General features: G+C 72.0%; 19 protein-coding genes. 6 read left to right on the top strand and 13 right to left on the bottom strand.

Annotated elements, in window-relative coordinates:
• The first annotated feature begins 14 nt into the window (after positions 1-14).
• On the top strand, positions 15-866 hold the full coding sequence (locus tag AB0M83_RS07505; protein ID WP_364513921.1) for a helix-turn-helix domain-containing protein: 852 nt from the start codon (positions 15-17) through the stop codon (positions 864-866).
• A 12-nt stretch (positions 867-878) separates the two neighbouring features.
• Here AB0M83_RS07505 and AB0M83_RS07500 read toward each other — a convergent pair whose 3' ends face one another.
• Positions 879-2,375 (bottom strand): MFS transporter, encoded by a 1,497-nt coding sequence (locus tag AB0M83_RS07500; RefSeq protein WP_364513918.1) that lies wholly within the window; start codon positions 2,373-2,375, stop codon positions 879-881.
• A gap of 114 nt (positions 2,376-2,489) precedes the next feature.
• On the opposite strand from AB0M83_RS07500, the gene AB0M83_RS07495 reads away from it, so the two are divergent.
• Entirely contained in the window at positions 2,490-2,825 is a 336-nt protein-coding gene (locus AB0M83_RS07495; RefSeq protein WP_364513916.1) for a hypothetical protein, read from the top strand.
• A 6-nt stretch (positions 2,826-2,831) separates the two neighbouring features.
• Here the strand turns inward: AB0M83_RS07495 and AB0M83_RS07490 are convergent, their stop codons facing one another.
• Positions 2,832-3,146 (bottom strand): TetR-like C-terminal domain-containing protein, encoded by a 315-nt coding sequence (locus AB0M83_RS07490; RefSeq protein ID WP_364514092.1) that lies wholly within the window; start codon positions 3,144-3,146, stop codon positions 2,832-2,834.
• Between the two features lie 26 nt (positions 3,147-3,172).
• Here AB0M83_RS07490 and AB0M83_RS07485 point away from each other — a divergent pair, with 26 nt between their 5' ends.
• Positions 3,173-3,829, top strand: coding sequence for an SDR family NAD(P)-dependent oxidoreductase (locus tag AB0M83_RS07485; protein WP_364514089.1), 657 nt, complete (start codon positions 3,173-3,175; stop codon positions 3,827-3,829).
• A gap of 12 nt (positions 3,830-3,841) precedes the next feature.
• Here the strand turns inward: AB0M83_RS07485 and AB0M83_RS07480 are convergent, their stop codons facing one another.
• Complete coding sequence (locus AB0M83_RS07480) at positions 3,842-4,822, bottom strand: AraC family transcriptional regulator (RefSeq protein WP_364513914.1); 981 nt, start codon at positions 4,820-4,822, stop codon at positions 3,842-3,844.
• Positions 4,823-4,909: 87 nt separating this feature from the next.
• Here AB0M83_RS07480 and AB0M83_RS07475 point away from each other — a divergent pair, with 87 nt between their 5' ends.
• Positions 4,910-5,995 carry an acyl-CoA dehydrogenase family protein gene (locus AB0M83_RS07475; protein WP_364513911.1) on the top strand — a complete coding sequence of 362 codons (1,086 nt, stop codon included), beginning with the start codon at positions 4,910-4,912 and terminating at the stop codon, positions 5,993-5,995.
• Positions 5,996-6,215: 220 nt separating this feature from the next.
• Here the strand turns inward: AB0M83_RS07475 and AB0M83_RS07470 are convergent, their stop codons facing one another.
• Positions 6,216-6,566, bottom strand: a complete 351-nt coding sequence (locus AB0M83_RS07470; RefSeq protein ID WP_364513908.1) for a helix-turn-helix domain-containing protein — start codon at positions 6,564-6,566, stop codon at positions 6,216-6,218.
• 793 nt (positions 6,567-7,359) lie between these two features.
• Here AB0M83_RS07470 and AB0M83_RS07465 point away from each other — a divergent pair.
• Complete coding sequence (locus AB0M83_RS07465) at positions 7,360-7,623, top strand: hypothetical protein (protein ID WP_364513905.1); 264 nt, start codon at positions 7,360-7,362, stop codon at positions 7,621-7,623.
• Between the two features lie 50 nt (positions 7,624-7,673).
• Here AB0M83_RS07465 and AB0M83_RS07460 read toward each other — a convergent pair whose 3' ends face one another.
• The 8 genes from AB0M83_RS07460 to AB0M83_RS07425 all read right to left on the bottom strand — a co-directional run bounded on the left by AB0M83_RS07460 (position 7,674) and on the right by AB0M83_RS07425 (position 19,561).
• Positions 7,674-8,681 (bottom strand): FAD-dependent monooxygenase, encoded by a 1,008-nt coding sequence (locus AB0M83_RS07460; RefSeq protein ID WP_364513902.1) that lies wholly within the window; start codon positions 8,679-8,681, stop codon positions 7,674-7,676.
• The gene (locus AB0M83_RS07455; RefSeq protein ID WP_364513899.1) at positions 8,678-10,528 is read right to left on the bottom strand and encodes a LodA/GoxA family CTQ-dependent oxidase; all 1,851 of its coding nucleotides are present in this window, start codon (positions 10,526-10,528) and stop codon (positions 8,678-8,680) included. Before AB0M83_RS07455 ends, AB0M83_RS07460 begins: the two co-directional genes overlap by 4 nt.
• 11 nt (positions 10,529-10,539) lie before the next feature.
• Positions 10,540-13,524: a hypothetical protein gene (locus AB0M83_RS07450; RefSeq protein ID WP_364513896.1), complete on the bottom strand. Its 2,985-nt coding sequence runs from the start codon at positions 13,522-13,524 to the stop codon at positions 10,540-10,542.
• Between the two features lie 359 nt (positions 13,525-13,883).
• Entirely contained in the window at positions 13,884-14,687 is an 804-nt protein-coding gene (locus AB0M83_RS07445) for a CmcJ/NvfI family oxidoreductase (protein WP_364513893.1), read from the bottom strand.
• The gene (locus tag AB0M83_RS07440) at positions 14,684-15,715 is read right to left on the bottom strand and encodes an AraC family transcriptional regulator (RefSeq protein WP_364513890.1); all 1,032 of its coding nucleotides are present in this window, start codon (positions 15,713-15,715) and stop codon (positions 14,684-14,686) included. The genes AB0M83_RS07445 and AB0M83_RS07440 overlap by 4 nt, the downstream gene beginning before the upstream one ends.
• 10 nt (positions 15,716-15,725) lie before the next feature.
• Positions 15,726-17,123 (bottom strand): MFS transporter, encoded by a 1,398-nt coding sequence (locus AB0M83_RS07435; protein WP_364513887.1) that lies wholly within the window; start codon positions 17,121-17,123, stop codon positions 15,726-15,728.
• Between the two features lie 48 nt (positions 17,124-17,171).
• Positions 17,172-18,638 (bottom strand): aldehyde dehydrogenase, encoded by a 1,467-nt coding sequence (locus AB0M83_RS07430; protein ID WP_364513884.1) that lies wholly within the window; start codon positions 18,636-18,638, stop codon positions 17,172-17,174.
• Positions 18,639-18,661: 23 nt separating this feature from the next.
• The gene (locus tag AB0M83_RS07425) at positions 18,662-19,561 is read right to left on the bottom strand and encodes a PhzA/PhzB family protein (RefSeq protein ID WP_364513882.1); all 900 of its coding nucleotides are present in this window, start codon (positions 19,559-19,561) and stop codon (positions 18,662-18,664) included.
• Between the two features lie 247 nt (positions 19,562-19,808).
• Between AB0M83_RS07425 and AB0M83_RS07420 the strand changes: the two genes are divergently transcribed.
• A complete protein-coding gene (locus AB0M83_RS07420; RefSeq protein WP_364513879.1) occupies positions 19,809-20,966 on the top strand; it encodes a mandelate racemase/muconate lactonizing enzyme family protein in 1,158 nt (385 codons plus the stop codon).
• A gap of 27 nt (positions 20,967-20,993) precedes the next feature.
• Here AB0M83_RS07420 and AB0M83_RS07415 read toward each other — a convergent pair whose 3' ends face one another.
• The gene (locus AB0M83_RS07415; protein ID WP_364513876.1) at positions 20,994-22,031 is read right to left on the bottom strand and encodes a LacI family DNA-binding transcriptional regulator; all 1,038 of its coding nucleotides are present in this window, start codon (positions 22,029-22,031) and stop codon (positions 20,994-20,996) included.
• Between the last annotated feature and the right edge of the window lie 26 nt (positions 22,032-22,057).

The following is a 22,057-nucleotide window of genomic DNA, read 5'->3' as shown; positions in this document are numbered from 1 at the left end:
GCAGAATCGGGGCCATGGAGCCCACCGGTCAGCCGAAGGAGCTCGGCGACTTCCTGAAGGCGCGCCGCGCCCAGCTGAGCCCGCACGACGTCGGCCTGCCGGAACCCGCCTCACCCCGCCGGGTGGCCGGACTCCGCCGGGAGGAGGTCGCGCAGCTCGCCGCGATCAGCGTCGACTACCTGACGCGGCTCGAACAGGGGCGCGTGCAGGCCTCTTCGTCGGTGCTCGCCACCCTGGCCCGCGCGCTCCGGTTGAGCGACGACCAGCAGTCCTATGTGTACGAACTGGCCGGCAAGCCCTTCCGCCGGCCGCGGCGCCGGGCGGCCGAAAGACTGCGCCCCGCGATGAAGCGGCTGCTCGACCAGCTGGCGGAGACGCCCGCGATGGTGCTGGGCCGCCGGCTGGACGTCGTGGCGTGGAACGAGGCGGCGGCGGCGCTGTTCACCGACTTCGCCCGCTACCCGCCGAACCGCCGCAACTACGTGTACCTGCTCTTCGCGGACGCTTCGGTGCGCGCGCTCCACACCGACTGGGAAGAGGCGGCCCGCACGGCGGTGGCGGCCCTGCACCTGGAGGCCGCACGCGACCCGGACGCGCCGGAGCTGGCGGACCTCGTCGGCGAGCTGGCGGTGCAGCACCCGGAGTTCCGCACGTGGTGGGCGGCCCACCACGTGACGAGCGCGGGCTACGGCGTCAAGCGCTACCACCACCCGGTGGTCGGCGACCTGACGCTGGACTGCGACATGTGGGAGAGCCCGGACGGCAGCGGCCAGCGGCTCATGGTCCTGACGGCGGAACCGGGCTCGCCGGCCCGCGAAGCGTTGCGGATCCTGGCTTCGTGGACCGCCGAGCCCGTCACCGGGTAACCAGCGGGACCGCTACCGGCGCACCAGCACCGCGGCCGCGACGATGCCCCCCACCACCACAGCCGCCAACGCCAGCATGCTGATCCCCATACCGTGCGCGAAAGCCGCCCGCGCCGCCGACGCCAAGCGCCCATCCACCGCCACCGCCAGCGCACCCGCCAACGACCCCTCCGCCGCCTCCCGCGCGGGCGGTGCCAGCGCCACCGTCGCCGCGCGAACGGCATCCGTGTAACCGGCGGAAAGGACGCTGCCCGTGAGCGCGATTCCCAGCGCCGCACCGACTTCGCGCGTCGCGTCGTTGACCGCCGAGGCCACGCCGTACTGCGACGGTGGCACGTTGTCAAGGATCGCGCTCGTCGCGGCCGGGGCCGTCACCCCGATGCCGGCGCCCAGCACGCACACCGCGATCGCCAAGGCGGCATAACCGCTTCCGGCGTCCAGCTGTCCGATGAGGACCATGCCCGCGACGACGACCGCGAGCCCGGCGCACGTCACCGTGCGCAGCCCGAACCGGCGGACCAGCGGCGCCGAAGCCAGCGACAGCGGGAAGAGCGTCACCGCGACGGGCCACAGCGCCAGCCCCGACTTCAGCGCCGAATACCCCTGCACCAGCTGCAGGTACTGCGCCAGCGCGTAGAACATCCCGAACGCCGCGGTGAACTGGACGGTCACCGAAACCGACCCGGCCGCGAAGGCCGCGTTGCCGAACAGCCGGACGTCCAGCAGCGGGGCCGCGCGCCGCAGCTCGTACGCCACGAACAGCGCGCCCAGCACCAGCCCGCCCGCGATCGACCCGAGCACGACGCCGTGGCCCCAGCCGAGATCGGCGACGCGCAGGATGCCGAACACCACCGCGCCGATCGCCAGGGCGCTGAGCACCGCGCCGACCACGTCGAAGGCGTGCGGACGGCGGTCGCGCGAAGTCGGCACCGTCAGGCTCGCGGCCACCAGGACCACGGACAGCACCGCCGGCCCGAGGAACACCGAGTGCCACGCGAAGTGCTGCAGCAGCACCCCGGCGAGCACCAGCCCGCCGAGCCCGCCGACCCCGGCCACCGCGGCCCAGGTCCCGATGGCCCGGCCGCGGCGTTCCGGCGGGAAGCTCGCGGTGATGATCGACAGCGTGGCCGGCATGATCATCGCCGCGCCGAGCCCGGTGACGGCCCGGGCCGCGATGATCCACGACGACGTATCGAGGAAGACGGGCGCGGCGCACCCGCCCGCGAACACGAGCAGGCCGGCGACGAGCACGCCGCGGCGTCCGTACCGGTCCCCCAGCGCGCCGGCCGGCAGCACCAGCGCGGCCAGCACCAGCGTGTAGACGTCGACGATCCACGTCTGTCCGGCCTGGCTCGCGCCGGTGTCGGCGGCCAGCGCGGGCAGCGCCGCGTTCACGATCGTCACCATGGCGATCACCAGGCCGACCGCCGTGCACATCACGCCGACCGTCCAGACGCGGCGGCCGGTCGACAGCACGACCTCGTCGGTGACCTCGGACTCCGCCCGCACGCACCTCGCCCTTCGTCCGCGACACCGGTCTCGCCCCGACGTTACGTCCGGGTACCGAGACTCGGGGCCGGGTCCCGTCTCGGTTCTCGACGATGATGATGTTGACTGTCCGGCATGTCGAACCCGGAGAGCCCCGAACCGCAGCCGTCCCCGCCGCAGCCGCAGCCGCAGCCGGCCAAGTCACGGGCCGGGACCGGCCTGCTGTCCTTCGCGATCCTGGTCGCCGGGATCGGCGGCGGCCTGCTGGCGTGGCACCCGTGGGACAAGCCGCCGCTGCCGGCGCCGCCCAAGGACCCGCAGCACATCACCATCCAGCACATCGGCGACCAGAGCGATCCGACCGCCGGCTCCGACTCGGACCGGCCGGTCTACTGCCTGACCAACGAAACCGGCGGGCTGTACTGCATGGTGATGCCCGGCCGCTACACCGGTATCGAGGAACGGCGGTGAGGGCCGTCAGCTCGGACGAGGCCTGAGCACGTCCTCGACGAGCGTGCTCACCAGTCCACGGGGGACGCTCGACCCGGTCAGGGCGCAGTAGACGATCGGGCCGACCAAGGCGTCCAGCGCGGCGTCGGGCCCGAGCTTCGGGGCGATCTCCCCGGCGTCGATCGCGCGGGTGAGCAGGGCGCGTTCCTCGTCCCGGCGCGGACCGAGGTAGCGCTCCTGGAAGCTCCGGGCGGTGGCCGGATCGTGCTGCGCCTGGGCGAGGAGCGCGAGCAGGACCTTGCCCGCCGGGTCGCGGGTGAGGAACCGCGCGAACGCCCGCAGGTAGCCGCGGATGCCAAGCCCTCGTCATCGGCGCCTCCCGGGGCCTGGGGCTCGTCCTCGCCGCGGAGCTCGTCCGCCGCGGCCGGCACGTCATCGCCACGACCCGCCGCGACAGTCCCGGCCTGCGGACCCTGGCCGCCGGGGGCCGGCTGGAGATCGAAGCACTGGAGATGACGAGCGCCGAAGAGCTCGCCGCCCTGCGCGAGCGGCTGGCCGGGCGCCGGCTCGGCCTGCTCTTCGTCAACGCCGCGATCGACCGGGGCAACGTGCCGATCGGCGACGTCCCGGCCGAGACGTTCACCGAGGTCATGATCACCAACGCGCTGAGCCCGCTGCGGACCGTCGAAGCCCTCGGCGACCTCGTCGTGCCCGGTGGCACCGTCGCGGTCATGTCGTCCGAGCAGGGCAGTGTTTCGCGCAACACCGAGGACGGCCACGAGCTCTACAAGGCCAGCAAGGCCGCGCTCAACCAGCTGATGCGCAGCTACGCGACGCGAACCGCGGGCGACGGGCGGACCAAGCTGCTCATCGACCCCGGCCACAACCGCACGCGGCTCGGCGGCCCCGACGCGCCCCTCGCCCCCGAGGAGAGCGTCCCGGCGGTCGTCGACGTCCTCGAAGCGCAGGGCGGCGCGCCCGGCCTGCAGTTCCTGGACCGGCACGGCGAGCCCGTGCCGTGGTGACCGGGCACAGAGCTACGAAATGTTCGCGGGCCGGCGAAGGCCCGGCCCGGCACTGTCCGATGTGGAGCCGGGCGCGTCGTCCGGACGTCCGGATACCGAGGCACGGGAGGTTTCCGGCGGGCGGCGGAAGCGGCCCGGCGACATCCCGTACTCCCGGCGGAAGGCGCCGGAGAACGCGAACTCGCTCGAGTACCCGACGCGGCGGGCGATCGTGGCGAGTGAGGCGTCGGTCTCGCGCAGCAGGCCGGCGCCGCGGTCGAGTCGCCAGCTCGTGAGGTAGCTCATCGGCGGCCGGCCCACCACCGCGGTGAAGCGCCTGGTGAACACCGAGCGCGACAACCCCACGGCCGCACCGAGCCCCGCCAGCGTCCACGGCCGCTCGGGGTTCTCGTGGATTCGCCGCAGGGCGGCGGCGACCGCCGGGTCGTCGGTCTGCGGCCACCCGTACGCGTCGTGCTGGTCGTGCCACTGGCGCAGCACCTTGACCAGGATCAGGTCCAGCAGCGCGGGCAGGGTCGCTCCCCCACCCAGCCGCCTTTCGGACACGTCGGCGGCGAGGAGGTCGACCAGGGTGTGCATCTCCGGGTCGCGGTCGTAGTCCGGGGACACGGCGAGGGGGTCGGGCAGCGCGCGGAGGTACTGCGGCACGCGGCCTCGCTCGAGCCGGTAGGCACCGCACAGGAACTCGAACTCCGCGGGCCCGTCGGCCGGCGGGAACGGGCCCATCGTCACGGCCGGCAGGTTTTCCAGCGCGCCGGGAGACGTGTGCAGGCCGTGCTCGACGCCGGTCGAGGTGAGCACGATGTCGCCCGCGCGCAGGGCGACGGGCTCCGCGTCCTCGGTGATCAGCCAGCAGGTACCGCGCAGGACGATGTGGAAGCCACTGCCGGCGAAGGCGGGGAACCGGACGCCGCGGCGATCGGTCTGCCGGATCAGGCGGGCGTTCGCACTGCCGACCCGGACGGCGCGAATGACCTCACTGATCAAGTCCATGCGCTCGATGGTAGGCGCACAGCCGCGTATGAACCGGCGCGGTTCGCGTATGGCCGGCCACCCCCGGCCGCTGGTTGGGTCGACGGCGTGAACGAGAACACCACGGCGGACGCGGCCGCCGAGACCCTGCGCACCTACGCCGAGAAGACGGAAGAGGGCGCCCGGCCCGCTCCGGAAAGCCTGGACGCGCTGCGCGGGCACGGGGTCTTCGCCCTCCGGACCCCGCGGGACCACGGCGGCGCCTGGGCCGGCGCCGAAACCGTCGCCCGGTGCCTCACCGGACTGGGCCGGGCGTGCCCGGCCACGGCCTGGGTCGCCGGGACGTGCGTGACCGCGAAGGACATCGCGGCTCGCTGCTTCGCCGGAGCGCGGTCGCCCGAGTTCTTCGGCGACCCGGACGCGCTCTTCTGCGGATCGGGCGTCCCGGGTGCCCAGGGCCGGCGGGGGCCGGAGGGCGTGCACGTCAGCGGCCGCTGGCCGAACGCCTCCGGGTGCGAGGACGCCACCTGGGCCTCGGTCGCCCTGCTCGTCGACGGCGTGTTCTCCTTCGCCGTCGTCCCGGTCGCGGAGCTGACCGTGGAGCGGACCTGGAGCATGGCGGGCATGCGCGGCACGGGCAGCCACACCCTCGTCGCCGACGACGTCTTCGTTCCGGCCGAACGGGTGGTGGCGGCCGAACCCTTCCCCGTCAACAGCCTGATGCTGTACTCGATGACGGTGCTCGGCCCGGTGGTCGGCGCCGCCCGCGGTGCCCTCGACGCGACCCTCGCGATGTTCGCCTCGGACCGCAAGCCGTTCATGAGCGGGTACGGCCGGATGGGCGAGTCACCCGGGGCCCGCCAGTGGCTGGCGGAGGCCGCCCACCTGGTGGACCGGGCCGAAAACTCGATGCTCACGGTCGCGCGCGAGTCCGACGCGAGCGAGCTGGCCAAGGAGGACACGCCCCGATTGCGCATGGCGCTCGCGGACGCCGCTCGAGACTGCCGCGAAGCGCTCGACCGGATGCTCGATCTGCACGGCGCGAGCGGTTTCGCCACGGCGAACGCCCTCCAGCGGTTCTGGCGCGACGTCGCCGTCGGCAGCCGTCACCCCCACTTGAACGGGTACCTCGCCGTCGAGGCCGCCGGCACGGCGCTGACCGCGCCCTTCGACCGGGAACGCGCCTCGGTCTAGAGCGTTCCGCGGGTTCGCTTCGGCGTGGCCGAGCCGGATCACCGCGGGGAGTGGGGAACGTCTCTCGGGACTTCCGCCGGCTACGCGGATTCGCGCGGATATCCGCCCATGCCGCTAGGAAGCGGGTCACCACCTGGTGCCCGGCCGCCGGACGGTTCGGCCGGCGGGCCGGTCAGGGGACAAAGCTGTCCGCGGCGTCCCACCCGGACGCCGCGTGCCGTCAGTCGGCGGTGCTGCTCTCGGGATCGAGATGAGGGGACCGGTTGAGGCGTTGCGCCTCGTGGAGCTGGTCTTCAAGGGTGATGATGCGGCAGGCGGCGTCGATGGGGGTGCCCTGGTCGACCAGTTCCCGCACCCGGCCGGCCAGGCGCAGCTGGTGGCGGGAATACCGGCGGTGCCCGCCGGCGGAACGTTGCGGGGTGATCAAGCCGGCTTCGTCGAGGCTGCGCAGGAAACCTTGGGTGGTGCCGAGCATGTCGGCGGCCCGGCCCATCGTGTAGCCGGGGTAGTTCTCGTCGTCGAACTTGTCGGCCGCGCTCGGCGTGCCGGGTCCTTCTTGGTCAGGAATCATTCGGCCTCCACATCACAAAGGACCCCGGGTGCCACTGCGGCACCCGGGGTCCTCAAAGGGTTGGGTTTCACCATTGTCAACCGGCGCGACCGCCGGCGTCCTGCACCCGCGTCCGGCCGAAAGCCGGTCTGCGCGGGGATCGCTCATTCGTGACCGAGCACCACCTCCGAACTCGATGGGACTGCGGCACCCGCGCGGCAAAGACCAACCGCTGCGGGCGATCCAATGATGCTCCCGTTCCCTTCTTTCCGGTGTTTTCCACTTACTCGGTACTGCTACTGCGTTTCTTGCTACTTCACCTGCTGCGAACGCCACCGGCGGGAACCCTTCCACTGATCGGTCCCAGCACGCCTGACGCCGCTGGTCACTGCCCGGAGCCCCGTTCACTGATCGGCTCCGGCCACCTGACCGGTCCTGCAACTACCACTGCACAAACAACAAACAACAGCAAATACAACTACAACTGCACACTGCCGATCTTCACGGGCGCACCTGCTCCGCCCGGTCCTGCACTACCGCTCCGGGACCGGTACTACCTGGTCAAACCTCTTCACGACCCGGTCCTGGAGTACTGCTCGCGGTCACCAGCCGAAACCTTGTTCCCTTGATCGGCTCCGTGCTGCCTGACCGCCCTGTCTCACCTCGCGGGCAGTTACGTCCTCTCCCGCGCCTGCTTGACGTTGTCTCTCTCGCTACGAGAAGAACAGTACACACACCCGCCGTTGAATGTCTACCCCGGCCGACATAGATTTTCTGGAGACAGTCGATTGGGTGACGAGGAGGGCGTACGGCCATGAGCGACGACATCGGGCAGCAGAGTCCGCTCGACGAGCGCTACGGCCTCGCCGCAGTGCGTGACCTGGCCGAATACGCCGAAGCTTTGACGCGGTTGCTGGACCGGGGACGCCGGGAGCGGTGCGCCGCGGTGCTGTCGGAAGCGGAGGCCTACGCCGCGGCGGAACTGCTCGGGCAGTTCGCGCAGCTCGATCCCCCCGCCGCGTTGAACCAGCTGGCCGCGTCCCTGGCCAGCCGCATCTACAGCCGTCTCGGCGCCTGACCGGCCGGCAGCGCGATGCCGGCCGGGTCGACCGGCGACGATCCCGAGCGTCACCCCGGCACCGCGCGCCGTCGCCAGAACTCGCGGGTGTCGCCGGCCAGGCCGTAGACCGCGCGTGACTGCCGTGCGTGCGCGCGGGTCCGTTCCGCCAGCCAGTCGCCGTAGCCGCGTTCGTCGCGCGCGGCCGCCAGCGCCGTTTCGAGGGCCAGCGTCAGGCCCTGTCCGGAGAGGGGATCCACGGCCAGCGCCGCATCCCCGGCGAGCGTGACGCCGGGGCCGGTGGCGGCGACGGCCCGCCCGGTCGGGGCGGCCCGCAGCGCCGGGAGGCGAGCCGGCCGCAGCGTCTCCGCCCAGCCGACGTCGCGGGCCGCGGCACGCCAGGTGCCGGGGCGCAGCAGGTCCGCGTCCGTGCAGTGGACGACCGACGTCCCCTGGGTGTCCCCCAGCGCGTACCACCAGCCGCCGGGGCCGTGGTCGACCAGCAGCCGGTGCCCCAGGCTCAGCGGATCGCCCGGCAGCCAGGCCGTCATGGCCACCATCCGGTGCCCGGTCGTCCGGGGCAGGCCGAAGCGCGCCGCGACCCGGCCGGTCCGGCCGGACGCCACGATCACCCGCGGGGCGGTGATCCGCCGGACGGCGGCACCGTCGGCGCAGTGCAGGGTCCAGCCGAGCCCGTCCCGGACCGCGCCGGTCACCTGGGCCGGCAGGTGCCGCACCCCGGCCGCCCGCGCGGCCGTCAGGAAGACCGGGTTCAGCCAGTGCCGGTCGACCACCCAGCCGGGACCGGCCGGCTCGAGGATGCCGGCCCGCTCCGCGAAGTCCGCGCCGCCCCACCGGGAGATCGTCGCCGCGCAGACCGGCGCCCGCGCGGCCACGGTGCCGGTCAGGCCGAGGATGTCCAGGCAGTGGCGGGCGTGCCCGGACAGCAGCTCCAGCGTGCCGGCTGGCGGCGCCTTCGCGGACCCGATCAGGACGACGCGGGCGCCGGTCCGCGCGAGGGCGATGGCCGCCGCGGCGCCCGCCGGACCCGCGCCGACCACGCACACGTCCGCGGTCACGGGATCGTGCCGTGGCGCTCCGACTCCGTGAAGCTCCCCCGGGGAGTCATCACGACGAAGCCGAACTTCCACCAGTTCGCGAGCATCTCGTCGTACGAGGGGACGTCGCCCGATCCGCCCGGCCATGGCGGCGTGCCGGGCCTGCTCCACGGCAGCATCTTGCCGGTGCGCGCACCGCTCGCGTCCCGCTTCTCCGCCTCGGCGACGGTCGGGTAGACGGCATCCGGCCGCTGCGCCGGCCACCACCCGTACTCGTCCCTCGAGACCCGCTGCTGCTCGTTCTTGCACTGCAGGAAGTCCGCGTGCCACGGCAGGGCCATCTGCCTGCTGAAGTGGCCGGCCCGCACGGTCACGCCCATGTCGCCGACGTACTTCGAGGGCGCGCCGTGCTTGACGCGGAACGGTTCCGCGAACAGCTCGGGGGCGCGGATCTGCCAGCCCACCTCGATCCCGGGGAAGAACGCGCCGCCGGAACAGGACTCCAGCGCCGCGCGGTCCAGGCCGTGCGGGGTGACGCTCGGTGGCGACACCGGCGAAGTGAAGTGGCCCTGGCCCAGTGCCGACGCGATGAAGTTCCCCTTCGCCCACTCGGTCAGCATCGCCAGCTGGGTGCCGGTGAGCGTCAGGCCCCAGCGGCCGGTGCTCTGTTTGCCGTACGGGTCGTCGCCGAGCAGCTTGGGCATGGTGTCGCTGCCGGTGAGTCCCGGCGTGCCGGGCTTTCGGAGGTAGGCGAGGGTGGTCGCACGCAGGTTGTTCGGCTGGGCGGGATCGGACAGCTGCGGCCAGATCGCCGCCAGCCCCGGTCCGGCACCCAGCTGCGTGTGCGCATCGGCGAGCGGCCCGAACGTCCACGTGGCCAGGACCGAGCGCCGCAGGATCGGCATGACGTCCCGGTCGAAGTCGACCTTGAACTTCGTCAGCTTGGTGCCGCCACCACCCAGGTCCGCGGCCAGCGCACGCAGCTGCGACGACTCTCCGGTGTCGTAAACCGTTTCGTCCGCGGGGATCGGCAGCCGCGTGGCCGCGAGATCGAGGAGCACGTCGTACAACGTCACCGGTGTCTGGACGGCCGGGGCGAAGTCCGGTGGCCCGACGAGCAGCCACGCGCCGGAAACCGGGACGGGCCGCGGCTTCCCGTCCGGTCCCCGCAGCCGGAGGACCGCGGTGACCGGGCCGTCCGACGCGTCGTCGAACCAGCCGTCGTTGTTGGCGTAGCTCTTGATCTTCGCGCCGGCCCGGCTGCCCGCGACGCCCTTGCCGCCGAGCGCCACCAGCCGCCCGGCGCCGTCGGTGCGCAGCTCGCCGAGGTACTCGATCGGCGGCGAGGGCTGCGGGTCCGGCCACAGCTCCTTCGCCGGGTTCGAGGAGGTTCCCTTGGTGAACGTGACCGGGCCTTTCGCCCGGCCGGTGATCTTCCGGGGCCCGGGATCGATCTCCAGCGTCCGGGGGTTCGGCCCGCTGAGCGCGGCGTTGCGGCGGGCACCGGCCTTCGGCACGAGCGGGGAGCCGGTGAGCCCGTTGAACTCGAAGAACGACGCCTTGCGGTTGGCCAGGTGCACCTGCCAGGTCAGCTCGACGACGTCCTTCTCGTCGAGGGTGATCTCCCGGGACACGGTGTACTTCCCGCCGGACTCGGTGTATTCGAAGACCCGGAACCGGGCGGCCTGCGGTTTGAGCTCGTTGCCCGGTCGGGCCTTGAACGGCGGCACGGCCGTGCCGATCCCGGCGGCTCCGGTGGCGTTCCGGTAGGGCACCTCGGGCCCGATGAAGAACTGCTCCCTCGGCGCGTTGCCCATCCGGGCGACGCCGATCGCGGGGTGGATGCGGTAGCGCGGCGGCTTGGCCATCTCTCCTCCGCTCAGTTGTCGCCCACCGGGCTCCAGCTCCCGTCCGGGTTCTTCCGCCACTGCGGCAGTGATCCGTCCGGGCGCAGGCGGAGCAGGGTCGTCGGCAGGCGGACGTCCCACGGATCGCCCTGCGCGACCTCGAGGCCCTTGGCCTGGTCGCGTTCCTTGATCTCGGTGATGACGCCGACGTAGGTCGGGTCCGTGATCGTGGGCGGTTCGGTGCCGTTCCAGATCTCGCCGGTGTTGAGGAAGTGCGCGATCGAGCTTTCGAACCCCGGCCGCACGGGGACGACCGCGCGGGCCGACCCGGCCCGCAGGAACTCGGAGAACTGGATGTCGGTGTCCTGCAGCACGGCCTGCGCCGCCCAGTTCGCCTTGCGGCCCCAGTAGTACGGGTAGAACAGGTAGGTCATGTGCTCCCATTCGAAGGCCTGCTCGAAGAACCGCACGTAACGGCCTTGGAGCTCGGCCTCGGTCAGGCTGGGTTCCGGGTAGCCCTCCGGCACCGACGACTGGACCGCGCCGAACGCGCCGAAGTGCTGGGCGGTGAACACCGCGATCGCGTGCTTCTTCAGCTCGGTGCGTTCGATCAGCCGGTTCTCGATCGGGTTGCGGCCGAGGATCTGGCTGGCCGTCTGCACCTGCAGCGCGGCCAGTGCGTCCTGGTAGTCCCGGTCCAGTTTGAGGTAGGCCTGCGTGATCGCCTGGTGGGTGGCGAGCTGCCAGGCGTCGAGTGCCCGCTGAGTCCGCTTGCAGGTGACCTCGACGGCGAGGGTCAGCGTGGCCCAGCCGAATGCCGAGACGGTCAGCGGAACAGCGCCTTCTTCGGTGCCCATGGTGACGTGCTGGGTTTCGAGCGGTTGCTTCTTCCAGGAGACCAGCCGATCGCCGAGCACGACGTCGACGCCCCAGCTGTCCAGCCAGTCGTCCCAGATGGAACCGGTGGCAGCCACGAATCCGGTCAGCGCCGAGTAGCCGGCGGGCAGCGGCAGCTCCGCGGTCTTGGTGAGGACGTGCTCGTCGTGCGAGGACGTGCCCTCGAAGGTCTTGGCGACGGTCTGGAACTCCTCCGGCGGCGGGTTCACCCCGGCGGCCTGGTAGCGCTGGACGTAGTCGCCGTAGTTGTCCCTGTTGAGGTCCTTCGGCCGGAGCGTGAACGGGACAGGCCGGACCAGCGTCGCGCCCGGCTTCGGGTAGGTCGTGATCGCGTACTGCCAGAACGCGGACGGCTCCGGGATCATCAGGTCGAACATCATCCGCTTGCCGTAGTTGTAGACCTGCGACTCGTAGACCTTGTCCACCCACTGGTAGACGCCGACGACGGGACCGTTGCCGGTGGCGTTGTTGATGCCGTGCTCGTTGGTCTCGGAGAAGACCTCGAGCGTGCGCAGGATCCGCTCCTCGCGGTGCTTCTCGGTGACCTTCGACGCGGCCCGGTTGGAGATCTCCTTCGAGTAGCCGGTGGCCGTCTTCGCCGATTCCTCTTTGGACTTGTTGAGCGAGAAGTCCGTGGAAGCCTTGAATTCGATCGTCGGGCCGTAGGAACCGGAGACGGAGAGGCCGACTTTGAAGGTGGAGTCCTCCTTCTGGACCGTGGCCGCCTCCTGCTTCAGCTCGAAGCGCTCGGTGCTCTGGTTGTCCCGCTCCTCGGTGGATTCGAGGACCTCTTCGGTGGTGTCGGTCTGCTCGGTGGTGCGGGAGCGCAGGTGGGTGCGCTTCTTCGCCTCGCCGCGCAGCACGTTCTCGACGTGGCCGACCTCGCCGCCCTCGTACCGCTTGAGCTGCTGGCGCACCACGAGCAGGTCGCCGACGCCGACCGGTTTGAGCGTGCCGTGGGTCGTCGGCACCGCGGTGGGCGCCAGGGCCGGGGAAGGTCGTTCCGGCAACCGCTGGACCGTCCCGCCGACCACGGCGTACACGTCACCGGCCGGCGCGAACTCGGCCAGCTCGGTGTAGTTCGAGGACAGTTCGGTGTGCACCCGCGCCACCGCGGTCGGCAGCGGGACGGCCGTCAGGTCGAGGCCCAGGGACTCGGCCGTGGCCCGGTTCCCGGGGCCGAGGGCGGCCACGGCCCCGGCGGTGAGCACGAGCCGGGGGCCGGCACCGCCCGGGATGACGGGGAGCGCGCTCGCCGTCGCGGTGGCGCTGAGGACGCCGAGGCTGGCCGAGAACGCGGCGGGCGGTTCGTCGATCTCGCCCGCCAGGAGCTGCTCGACCAGGCGGGCGCGCAGCACGGCGACCGGGTCCGTGCCGGCTGTGTCCCGTCCTTCCGGCGCCGGCCGTTCCCCGGCCCGCGGAACGGCGATGTCCTCGGGGGCGACGGCGGCGAGCGCGTGGTTCAGGGCGAGCAGGTCGTCGACCCGGGTGCGGAGTTCCGCTTCCCGGCCGTCGCCGGCCTCGGTTTCCAGCCGGCGCTCCTGGTCGTCCGCGGGGCGCACCGCCGCGACGGCCTGGATGGCGGGCAGCACGCCCGCGGCGATGACGGCCGGCCGGGCGAGCAGGACGCGCAGCCCGTCGGGCTTGGCGAGCACCGGGTCCTGCTTCGCCGTCGCCTCGACGACGACGAGGACGGTCAGCAGGTCCTCCAGCCGGACCGCGGAAAGGGGGCCGTCGGCGGAGAGGATCACCGCGGCGATCAGGTTGTCGGCGATCCGCTCCCGGTCGGTGGTGAATTCCGGCGCGCCGATGACCTGGCTCGGCGACATTCCGAAGATCTGGTTGACAACCGACGGGAGCGCACTGGGATTGGGTGGAGCGGTGCCGGTGATGAGCGCGTCCATCGTCACCAGTTTGGTGCCGAGCGCCAGATCGGTGATCGTCTTCAACCCGCGTGCGGACTCGACGAGCGTGGTCGCGGCCTGCCGGCGTCCCGCCTTCGGATCCTCGCTCTGGTTGGCTTCCCTGAGTGCGGCGGCGAACTGCGCCCCCGGCGTCACGGTCATGGCGACGCCGGGTGCGGGCGGGCGCAGCAGCAACAGCCTGAAGATTTCGTCCATGGTGGTCCCCCGGGTAATTCGGGCGGGATTCGGCCTTGGGGCGAAGCTAGCAACGAACCGGGGCAATCCGGCTCGCGCGCACCAAAGACCGCACCATGGAGCGAGATCGTGCTTTCCGGGTATTTTTTCGCACCCCGGGAGTTCGTGGCCCGCCGGCGGGGGCTGGATGCTTCGCCGTCCAGGACGGGCATGTACTGGTCCAGCTCGCGGCAGACGGCGAGGATGTCGTCGGGTTGATCGCGCTAGGAAAGAATTCGACGTGCTCGGCGACGAAGGGCACCCACGCTCTCGAAGCCGCCTTGAACGCCGTGATCGCACACATCCGCGGCCACGCGACCGGCCGAGCGTGACGGAGGTCGTCAGCCGAAGAACGCCACCGTGCGTGCCTCCACGCTGGCCCTCGGGGCGGCGTCCGGGCGCGAGGTCGGGTCGTCGATCGCGCTGTGCGCCACCGGGAACGGCACCGAAGAGTCGGTGTCCCAGAGGCGGAACAGCAATGCCTCGTCCGGTTGCATGTCCGGGAAGTAGTACCAGCGCTGCTTCGGGTCGTGCACGAGGTTCAGCCCGGTGAACGGCATCGGCTGGTCCGGGCGTTCGTGGATCGGAACCGCCACGTACTGGTCCAGGCCGGTGGTGCGGGCGTCGGCGACGGCGAGGGGCACCCGCTCGACCGGGCGGATGCCGCGCCAGACGTTGATCTCGGACCAGCGTCCCGACAGCCACTCGTCGGCCTCGGCGCCCATGGCCCGGCGGATCCAGACCTCGAAGCTCGCGCCGTCGTAGTCGGCGTGCGCCGCGCGCGCCGGCGGGCGTTCGCCCCGCTTCTCGCCGTCCTCGAAGCGCGCCATCGTGTGGAAGACGACGACCTTCACCGCGCCGGTCGCCGCCTTGACCAGCTCCTCCAGTTCGGCCTGGTAGACCCGCTCCACCTCTTCGGTGTCGGTGAAGTCCTGCACCTTCGTCCGGTGTTCGACCAGCGCGAACCCCTGGACGTCGAGACGAAAGTCCTCGCGGATCGGCCGGGCGTTCGTGATCGTGGTGTCGACGGAACGGAAGCGGGCCGTGGAAGCCGCGTGCTGGCCGGCGTAGAAGATCCCGGCGGGCTCGGCCGGGTCCGCGTACTGCAGGGGCACCGTCACGGACGGGAGAGCCTGTGTGGTCATCGTTCCTCCTGGAGGGAGTCGGTGTGCGCGTCCTTGGGGAGCGCGCGCAAGGTGGTCGAGGGTGGCTCGCCGAAGCGGCGTCGGTAGGCGTCGGCGAAGCGCGGGACGTGGGTGAAGCCCCACCGCAGGGCCACTTCCGTCACCGTCACGCCCGATCCCGGGCCGGCCGCGGCGAGCTCTTCGCGGACGCGCGCGAGCCGGGTGCGCTGGACGTACTCACGTGGCGAGACGCCGACGTGGTCGTGGAAATGGCGTTGCAGGGAACGGGAACTCACTCCCGCGTGCCGCGCGAGCCGCTCCAGCGACAGGTCACTGCCGGGCCGGGTCTCGATGAGCTCGACGGCCCGCCGGAGCGGCCCGGGCCGGTGGGCGCCGGCCCGGCTGCCGGCGAGCCGGGCGGTGTAGTTGTGGGGCTGGGCGAGCAGCAACCCGCTCATCAGGAACGCCGACCAGGGGTGGTCGCCGAGGGTCCAGGCCGCGGCCAGGCCCGTACCCGTGCCCAGATCGCCGACCAGCAGCGCCACGGCCCGGGCCCACGACCCGGCGGCCGGGGCGCGCAGGTCCATCGCGGGGCGGAACACCAGCGGCGCGGTGACCGGGCGGCCGAGCAGCTCCTCGAGCCGGGCCTCCAGCGCGGCGCGCTCGATCCGGACGTGGAGCTGCCGGTACTCGGCGCTCAGTCGCATGCTCACCGGCATCGACGGCGAGATGATCCCGGCGGTGTCCCGGTCCACCACGATCTCGTCGGCGCCGCAGGTGAGGCGATTGTGCCCGCCCCAGGACAGGTTGACGTCGTAGTAGTCGACCTGCTCGGTCAGCGCGACCTCCAGTTCGGCCCCGCGGTGCTGGCCGTAGACCAGCGACAGCGGACCCAGCGAGGCAACGGCGACGTCGGCGGTCACCACGCCGCGTACCCGATGCGGGGTCAGCCGGTGCGGGGTGAGGACCTGCGACACCGACGCCCGGAACGCGTCGATGTCGCAGGCGCGCAGCACCGAGTACCGCTCCAGCAAGGCCGGACTCGACATCGGCCCGGCCTCAGGCCTTCGCCGGCTCGCGCTCGGCGGCGAGGCCCCGATGTGCCGGCACCGCACCGATTTCGGCCGCCGAGAGCTGCGGCCTGCCGAGCTTGATCGAGACCACGGTGACGACCTGGGCCACCAGGATCAGCCCCGCGACCAACCACGGCGCGCCGTCCAGCTGGATGATCAGGGCCGCCGCGAGGAGCGGAGTCGGCCCCGCGACGAGCGCCTGCTGGAGCTCGCGCGACGAGGTGAAGCCCGCGGCCCGCGACTCCGTGCGGAAGAGCACCGGGCCGATCACCAGCTGCGCGACGACGCTCGGGGACCAGCAGGCCGCCCAGAGGACCGCGCCGGCGATGACCACCAAGGTCATGTTCCGCGTGGTGAGGAGCGCGAAGTAGGGGAACGCCAGCACGATCCCGGCGACCGCGCCGATGAGGAGGACGGTCTTCGCGCTCCAGCGGTCGCACGCCTTTCCCCACAGGGGCAAGGCGATGACGCCGGCCACGTACATGACGAGCAGTGCCAGGGCCGTCTGGGAGAAGCTGAGCTTGAGCTGGTTGGCCATGTAGCTGATGCCGAACGCGTTGGCCACGTAACCGATCACGTTGCTGGCGGTGGGCATGAGGAAAGCCGCGAGGTAGTTCCGCGGGCTCGCGGTGAACGCCGCCTTGATCGCGGCGAGCGGATTCGCCCGGCTCTGCGCGAGGCGTCCTTGCGCGCGGGCCTGCTTGACGCGCTGGTACTCCGCGGTCTCCTCCATCCCGCGGCGGAGCAGGAGCGCGATGACCGTCAGCACCCCGGCGAACAGGAACGGGACGCGCCAGCCCCAGGCGACGAACGCGGCCTGGCCGATCGCGAGGTTGATCCCGGCGAAGAAGACCAGGGACAGGATCGACCCGGCCATCGTGGCGTTGTAGAGGAACGACGTCTGGAAACCCTTGGTGCGCGGGCGGGCGGACTCGTTCACGTAGACCATCGCGGTGCCGAGCTCGGCGCCGGTGCCGAAGCCCTGGGCGACCCGGCAGAGGACCAGCAGCACCGGTGCCCAGACGCCGATGGACGCGTACGGCGGGACGAACCCGATCGCCGCGGTGGCCACGCCGACCAGCACGATGGAGGCGAGCAGGACCGGGCGCCGGCCCCACCGGTCGCTCAAGGCGCCGAGGACGATGCCGCCGATCGGCCGTGCGACGAAGCCCGCGGCGAACGCGCCGAAGGTCCCGATCGTCGCGGCACTGCCGGCACTCGGCGGGAAGAACAGCGGGGCGAAGACGATCCCCGCGACGTAGGCGTAGAGGCCGTAGTCGTACCACTCGATGAAGGTGCCCGCGCTGCCCGCGAGGATGGCGCGGGCCGAGCGGCGCGGGGAGAGCTCGCCCGCCGGGGGCGGCGGGTCGGTGGGGGTGGCCATGGTTCCTGATCTCCTTTGACCAGAGGGGGACGGACGGGATGCCGGCGGTCAGCCGACGACGAACGGGTCGCGGACCTCGCCCGTGGTCTCGATCCACACCGCTTTCGTGTGGAGGAACTCGTCGACGGCGTGGCGGCCGTTTTCGCGGCCCCAGCCGCTGGCCCCGCTGCCGCCGAAGGGCACGTTCGGCGCGACCGCGCGGTAGCTGTTGACCCACACGGTGCCGGCCCGCAGCCGGGCGGCGACCCGGTGCGCTCGCCCGACGTCGGAGGTCCAGAGGCCGGCTCCGAGGCTGAATGCGGTGCCGTTGGCGACGGCGATCGCCTCCTCCTCGCTCGCGACGTCCAGCACGGTCAGCACCGGCCCGAACACCTCTTTCTGCGCGATCTCGGCGTCCGGCGCCACGTCGGCGAGGATGGTCGGCTCCACGAAGAGCCCACCCAGCTCGGGATCACGCCGGCCGCCCGTCACGACGGAGGCGCCCGCCGCGACCGCGCGGTCGATGAAACCCAGGACGGTGTCGAGCTGGCGCTGGTTCGCCAGCGGCCCCATCTCCGTGCCGGGCAGGAGCGGGTCGCCCAGCCGGATGGCCTTGGCCCGCTCGACGATCAGGCCGAGCAGCCGCTCGCGGACGGCGCGGTGCACCACCAGCCGGGAGCCGGCGATGCAGGTTTGCCCACCGGCGGCGAAGATGCCGGCGATCACGCCGTTCGCCGCGGCCTCGAGGTCGGCGTCCGGCAGGACGACCTGGGCGGATTTGCCGCCCAGCTCCAGCAGGACCGGCGTCAGCCGGGCGCCCGCGCTCGCGGCGATCGCCGCGCCGACCGCGGGCGATCCGGTGAAGGCGATCTTGTCGACGCCGGGGTGGTCGACCAGCGCCCGGCCCAGTTCCGCGCTTTGCCCGGTGAGCACGTTCAGCACTCCGAGTGGGAAACCCGCTTCTTCGAAGAGCCGGGCGTACTCCAGCGCGGAGGCCGGCGTCGACTCCGACGGCTTGACGACGAGCGTGCAGCCCGCCGCCAGGGCCGGCGCCAGCTTCCAGTGCAGCAGGGCCAGCGGCGAGTTCCACGGGACGATGGCCGCGATCACGCCCGCCGGTTCTTCGCGCGTGTAGACGAAGTAGTTCGGCTTGGCCGACGGGATCGTCTCGCCGTGCAGCTTGTCGGCGAGTCCCGCGAAGTAGCGCAGCCAGCCGGCCAGCCCGGCCGTCTGCTGGCGGGTCTCCCGCAGGAGCTTGCCGTTGTCCGTGGTTTCGACGACCGCCAGCCGTTCGGCCTCGCGCTCCACGACGTCCGCCAGGCGGCGCATGAGCGCGGCCCGGTCGAATCCGGTCAGCCGTCCCCATTCGCCGTCGAGCGCCGCCCGCGCCGCGCGGACGGCGGCGTCGACGTCCGCCGCGCCGGCGTCCGGCACCCGCGCCCAGGCCTGCCCCGTGTAGGGGTTCACCGTCTCGTAGGTGGCCCCGGACACCGCCGGCCGCCAGGTCCCGCCGAGCGCGAGCTCGTATTCGGTCACCGTTGCGCTCCCGTCTCGCATGCTCAGCCGGCCAGCGGGAGCACGGTCGCCACCAGCAGCGGGTCGTGGTAGACCTGCGCCAGCTGAACCCGGCCGTCGCGCACGTTGAACGCGCTGAGGTAGGTCTGCGGGTAGGGCCGGCCGAAAGCGGTGGCCGTGCCGGCCATCCGGCTGCGCGCCCACACCAGGCCCGGGTCCACGGACGGGAACAGCTCGACGTCGACGTGCGCGCAACCCGTGAAGTTCTCGGCGAACCATTCGGCGCGGGCACGGAGTTCGTCGTGGCCCCGCCAGGCCGCCTTCGCCTGGTTCGGCGGGGCGAACGGGAACTCGAAGAGGGCGTCCTCGGCCCACAGCTCGTCGCGCGACTTCGGGTCCGACAGGTCCGCCGCCAGCCAGGCCTCGACGACGCGCGCGCTTTCCGCGGAGGCGGCCGCCGCGGCCTCGTCGAACTCCCGCGGCGGGTCGTAGGCGACCGGCGTCCAGGCGGGCAGCGCGGGCGGGGCCTGGCGGAGCAGCGCGCGCTCGAGCACCAGGGAGCTGAAGAACTCGCGGTAGAGGGTCACCTTCCCGTCCCGCAGGACGAGCTGGTGGACGTACCGCTGCGGGTAGGGCGCCCCGTTGAAGGTCTTCTCCTCGGAGCACCGGTTGGTCACCCAGAAGACGTTCGGATCGGCACTTTCGAAGATGCGGAGGTCGAGCCGGGTGGCGTCGCCCCCGGAGCGCCGGACGGCGTTCTCCTCGCTGTTGCGGCGGACCTCGGCGATCCCGGCCCAGCGCGTTTCCTCCAGGACCGCGAACGGCAGTTCCTTCACGCCGTCGTCGGCCCACTGGTCGAGGTACTGGTCGCGCTTGTTCGTGTCGATGAACGTCTCGACGGCCTCCCGGTTCTTCCGGCGCAGTTCCGCATCGATCGTCGTCATGACTCGACCTCCGTCGTGTGTCCGCTCCTGGCTTCCGGCCGCCGACGCAGCAGCGCTCGCGGCCTCGACTGGAAACCTTACCAGTCGGGTCAGCGATCGACCAGATGCCGGATCGAGTGACCATAAGCAATGTTCAGCGACGTAACGTGCCACAAATGAGGGCGGCTGCAAGCACGTTTGGAAGGGCCTCTCGCGACTGCTAATCTGGCAACGTTCCCAGTCGCTCGACAGAGGAGTCTGATCAGCCATGCCGCTCGATGTATCGCCGGTCGCGGCGGAAAACCGCACGTTGCCGGGCCTGACCATCCGCAAGATCGAGACCGTCGCGATCCGCGTACCGCTCGCCCGGGTCTTCCGCGGCAGCTACTACCAGATGAGCCACCGGTCGACCATCGTCACGCGCGTCCACACCGAGGAGGGGATCGTCGGCGAGGCCTACGCCGGCGACGAGGACGCGGCCCTGCTCGAGATCGACGCGATCATCCACCGGGAGATCGAGCCGCGGCTGATCGGCCAGGACGCGAGGGCGGTCGAGCGCTGCTGGTCCCTCGCGCGCCCCGCGACCTTCGACATCCTGCGGGACCGCCGGCTCGGCCTGGTCGCGTCCGCGTGCGTGGACAGCGCGATCTGGGACGCCGTGGGCAAGCTCGTGGGCCAGCCGCTGTGGCGGCTCTGGGGTGGCTACCGCGACACCGTGCCGATGATCTCGATCGGCGGCTACTACGACAGCCCGCTCGGCATCGAGGACGAGATCGCCGTCCTGCGGGAGCGGGGCATGGCCGGGATGAAGTTCAAGGTGGGCGGCGCGGACCCGGTCGAGGACGCCGAGCGGTTCCGCCGGGCCCGCGAGGCCGCCGGGCCCGACTTCATCCTGGCCGCCGACGCCAACCAGGGCTGGACCGTGCAGGAAGCGATCACCTTCACCCGCCGGGTCGCCGATCTCGACCTGCACTGGCTGGAGGAACCCTGCCAGTGGCACAACGACCGGCGCGCGATGCGGGACGTCCGGTACGCCACCGGCGTGCGCGTGTGCGCGGGCCAGAGTGAGTTTTCGGCCGGCGGTGCCCGCGATCTGATGGTCGACGGCGCCATCGACGTCTGCAACTTCGACGCCTCGTGGACGGGCGGGCCCACCGAGTGGCGCCGGGTCGCGGGGATGGCCGCCGCCTTCGACGTGAAGATGGCGCACCACGAGGAGCCCCAGCTGTCGAGCCACCTGCTCGCCTCGATCCCGCACGGCCTCTACGCCGAGTGCTTCGATCCGGAGCGGGACCCGATCTGGTGGAACCTGATCGCGAACCGGCCACCCCTGGTCGACGGCGCCATCACGCTGTCCGACCGCCCCGGCCTGGGCTGGGAGCTCGACGAGGACTACATCCGCTTCCACCGGCTCGAGGCCGCCTAGGTGGACCTGGCGGGAGCCGCCGGCCGATCAGGCGCCGGCGGCCTCCGGCACCGGGGCGACGCTCGCCCGGGGAACGAACTGCGTGGGGTGGACGGTGGTGACGGGGCCGTCTTCGGGCTCCCGGATGCGCCGGAGCAGCAGCCGGGCGGCCGTCTCGCCCAGCTGGTGGGTGTCCCGCCGCACGACGGCGATGGGCGGATCGTGCATCTCGGTCAGATCGGTCTCGTCGCAGCTGACCAGCGACAGGTCCGTCCCGACCACCAGCCGGCGCAGCCGCAGTTCGCGCAGGCACCCCTTGAGCAGCTGGTTCCCGCCGACGACGAGGGCGGTCGGCTGCTCACGCATGTCCAGCAGCCGCGACGTGGCCGCTTGGCCGTGCTCTGCGTCGAGCGGGCCCTGGACGATCCCGTAGGTCGGCGGCAGGCCGCGCTCGGCGTAGGCCTCTTCCACGCCTTGGCGGCGCATGCGCGCGAACCGCGCGTGCCCGCCCAGGATGCAGCCGATCCGCCGGTGCCCGAGATCGAGCAGGTGGGAGATGGCCGCCCGCATCCCCCCGCGGTGGTCGCACAGCACCGCGCTCGGCCTCAGCTGGTCACCCGGGTCGTCGACTTCCCGGTCGATCAGCACCAGCGGCGCCTCGATGGTCTGCAGCGCCGCCAGCACACCGGCGTCGTCCTCGGCGCTGAGCGACAGGAGCAGCCCGTCCACGTACCGGTCCCGGAACAGCAGGATGTTCTGCGCTTCGAGTTCGGGGTCGTTCATCGAATTCACGAAGAGGAGGGAATAGCCGGCCCGGCGGAGCTCGCGCTCCGCACCGAGACTGATTTCCGACAACAGCGGATTGGAGATGTCCCCGATGACCAGCCCGACCGACATCGTGGGCCCGCCCCGGAGCCCGCGGGCGAAGATGTCCGGCCGGTAGCCGATCGCGTCGACCGCCGCCATGACCCGGTCGCGCATTTTCACGCTCACGTCCGGGTGACCCGAAAGGACTCGGGAAACGGACGAGACACCGACACCCGCGCGTTCCGCGACGTCCTTGAGACCCGGCCTCATCTGCGGCATGCGCACATCGTACGGGCCGCCTCAGG

It is taken from the genome of Amycolatopsis sp. NPDC051106 (assembly GCF_040682775.1).
GTDB lineage: Bacteria > Actinomycetota > Actinomycetes > Mycobacteriales > Pseudonocardiaceae > Amycolatopsis.
The sequence above is the reverse complement of the archived record's forward strand: the minus strand, read 5'-3'. Positions and strand labels throughout refer to the sequence as shown.

Bases quoted from the DNA above. Each gene is read 5' to 3' on its own strand.
- AB0M83_RS07505 (WP_364513921.1), top strand. From the start codon at position 15: ATGGAGCCCACCGGTCAGCCGAAGGAGCTCGGCGACTTCCTGAAGGCG.
- AB0M83_RS07495 (WP_364513916.1), top strand. From the start codon at position 2,490: ATGTCGAACCCGGAGAGCCCCGAACCGCAGCCGTCCCCGCCGCAGCCG.
- AB0M83_RS07480 (WP_364513914.1), bottom strand. From the start codon at position 4,822: ATGGACTTGATCAGTGAGGTCATTCGCGCCGTCCGGGTCGGCAGTGCG.
- AB0M83_RS07470 (WP_364513908.1), bottom strand. From the start codon at position 6,566: ATGATTCCTGACCAAGAAGGACCCGGCACGCCGAGCGCGGCCGACAAG.
- AB0M83_RS07465 (WP_364513905.1), top strand. From the start codon at position 7,360: ATGAGCGACGACATCGGGCAGCAGAGTCCGCTCGACGAGCGCTACGGC.
- AB0M83_RS07455 (WP_364513899.1), bottom strand. From the start codon at position 10,528: ATGGCCAAGCCGCCGCGCTACCGCATCCACCCCGCGATCGGCGTCGCC.
- AB0M83_RS07450 (WP_364513896.1), bottom strand. From the start codon at position 13,524: ATGGACGAAATCTTCAGGCTGTTGCTGCTGCGCCCGCCCGCACCCGGC.
- AB0M83_RS07445 (WP_364513893.1), bottom strand. From the start codon at position 14,687: ATGACCACACAGGCTCTCCCGTCCGTGACGGTGCCCCTGCAGTACGCG.
- AB0M83_RS07440 (WP_364513890.1), bottom strand. From the start codon at position 15,715: ATGTCGAGTCCGGCCTTGCTGGAGCGGTACTCGGTGCTGCGCGCCTGC.
- AB0M83_RS07435 (WP_364513887.1), bottom strand. From the start codon at position 17,123: ATGGCCACCCCCACCGACCCGCCGCCCCCGGCGGGCGAGCTCTCCCCG.
- AB0M83_RS07425 (WP_364513882.1), bottom strand. From the start codon at position 19,561: ATGACGACGATCGATGCGGAACTGCGCCGGAAGAACCGGGAGGCCGTC.
- AB0M83_RS07420 (WP_364513879.1), top strand. From the start codon at position 19,809: ATGCCGCTCGATGTATCGCCGGTCGCGGCGGAAAACCGCACGTTGCCG.
- AB0M83_RS07415 (WP_364513876.1), bottom strand. From the start codon at position 22,031: ATGCCGCAGATGAGGCCGGGTCTCAAGGACGTCGCGGAACGCGCGGGT.